This window comes from Microbacterium sp. Bi128 (genome assembly GCF_918698205.1).
In genome coordinates this window covers 1-2211 of the sequence record NZ_CAKKMM010000848.1, presented here as the reverse complement: position 1 = coordinate 2211, position 2211 = coordinate 1, and the positions used below count along the sequence as shown (strand labels likewise).

Here is a 2211-nt window from a genome sequence, read left to right as displayed (position 1 = left end):
AGGCGTGCCGTGCACAGCGGGCCTGGCACTGATGCCGGCAGTGGCATCATCAGCCGGAGCGCTGCCCGGGACCGGCTCTATAGGCAGCAGCGTGACCTTGCTGACGGCGGGCGTCGTCCCGTTGGCCGCTGGGGCCGGCGCGGCCGGGACCGTCGGCGCATCGACATGAGCACCGGCGTCGGCAATGGCTTGTTCTGTGCCGGGTTCGGGTGCCGCGACCGGCTGCGGCAGCGGTTCCACGCTGATCGGCTGGCCGCCGTGTTCGGCCACGTCCTCGGCCAGTGTGGCGAGCATGGATTCCGCCTCGTCGATCATTTCCTGGTTGCCGGCGGCCATGCCCTTGACCAGATACTGCGCCAGGGCGAATTCGGCGGAGAGCGCGGCCCGCCGCAACAGGTGCGCATCGGGCGCGTCGCGCCGGCTGGAGGTGTAGTGATCCAGGACCGCATTCACAAAGTCCTGTTCGTTGGAGGCGACCAGCCAGGCCATGTCGTCCGCCGGGTCACCGATGCGCAGGTCGGTCCAGCCCGTCACTGCGGTCACACGCTCACCCTCGACCAGCAGGTTGTCCTCGTGGAGGTCGCCGTGAACGACGCAGGGATTGAAGCGCCAGAGCGAGACGTCTTCCATGGCGTGTTCCCAGCGCCGCAGCAGCAGCGGCGGGATTTTTCCGGTCGTGGCCGCCTGGTCCAGTTCATTGAGGCGCCGCTGGCGGAATTCGTTGGGCGTGTAGCTGGGCAGATCGGCGTTGCTCACGATTGACCGTGGGAGGTCATGGATCGCGGCCAGGGCCGCCCCGATTTCGCGGGCCAGCGCGGGAGAGCCGTTGCTGAGCTCGTCCAGGGAGCGGGTGGCGCCGGCCAGGTGCGAATAGACAAACGTGCTGAGCTGGCCTTGCCGGACCGTTCCCGCCACTGTGGGCATGAGGAACGGGAGCTCGGCCCGGATGCCGGGAGCGAAGGCACGCAGCACCAGGAATTCGGTTTCCAGCCGGGCGCTCGCTTCGGCATGCCGGGGGGAGCGGACGCGCCAACGCTTGCCCTCAGAATCCAGCAGGAGGGCCGCGTCGAAGTCCGCCGGATCGTCGGGCGCAGAGCTGACGGCGGTCGGGGTCAGGCCGGGTACCGCCGCCGTTGCTACAGCTGCCAGTTCGATTGGTTTCCTTCTCACCCTTCCACGGTAGATTGAGCGGCGCCCAAGTCGGCGATGCACTCCGGCGAGTCTTGAGATCGGGGACAAATCGGAGGGAAATAGGCGCTGAATCCGGGGCAGGCGGCCTGTCCCGCACATGCTGTGGAGCGCCCGGCGGCATGGTCGGCAAATGTCAATTGTCTGCCCGAGTCAGTACGGTGGGTGTATGAGTCTTGCGGAGTCAGCAGCATCTTCATCGGCATCACAGCAAACACCCTCCGAATCCCCGGCATCCGACGGTGCGGCACCGCCGCTGCATCTCCTGCCGGCAAACCACCTCATGGAGACGGTCCTTCCCGTGCGCCCGGCCCTGATCGACCGCGGATCCGCGGCGCGGGTGAAACCCGGAATGCTCGCGGAGCTGGTCGGTTCAGGCGCGGCGCAGGCCGTGGTGCTCTCCGGCAGGCAGGCCCTCGTCAGCGGCAACAGCCTCGTGCTCCTCAACGCGGCCGAGCTCTCCGGGCACCTGGCCAACACCCCGTACGCTCCCGAACACGTGATTTACCTCGGTTCCGCCCTGGCCGGTTCGGACCTCGACGCCGGCACCGAGCTTGTCCTCTTTGTCCTCCCGCTTCAGTTCGAAGTCCAGGCCGAGGAATTCGAGGCTCACGTGGCCGGCGTTCCGAGCGATGCGCAGTGGGTGGGTTTCCGCGAAGTCGCGGCACGCCTGAACGCCACGGACACTGCGCTGTTCATCGAAGCCAGCGCCATCGCCAACTGGCATTCCACCCACACGCACTGCCCGCGCTGCGGCACTCCCACGCAGCCGGAAGCCGGTGGCTGGGTCCGGCGCTGCCCGGCCGATAACTCCGAGCACTTCCCCCGGACGGATCCGGCCATCATCGTCACCGTGGTGGGCCCCGACGGGAGACTGCTGTTGGGCGGAGGCGGCCCACTCGACGCCCGGAACTATTCGACCCTCGCCGGCTTCGTCGAACCGGGGGAGTCGCTCGAACAGGCCGTGCAGCGCGAAATCAGCGAGGAAGTCGGGGTCCGCGTCACCGCGTCCCAGTACCTTGG

2 protein-coding genes are annotated in these 2211 nt (G+C 68.0%); one reads left to right on the top strand and one right to left on the bottom strand.

Translation table 11 applies throughout. From position 1 onward, the window contains the following. The coding region (locus LQV45_RS27100; protein WP_230009863.1) for a macrolide 2'-phosphotransferase at window positions 1–1170 on the bottom strand (1170 nt) is incomplete at its 3' end. A 301-nt stretch (window positions 1171–1471) separates the two neighbouring features. Between LQV45_RS27100 and LQV45_RS27095 the strand changes: the two genes are divergently transcribed. Continuing rightward, a partial coding sequence (locus tag LQV45_RS27095; protein WP_230009861.1) for an NAD(+) diphosphatase occupies window positions 1472–2211 on the top strand: 740 nt, incomplete at its 3' end.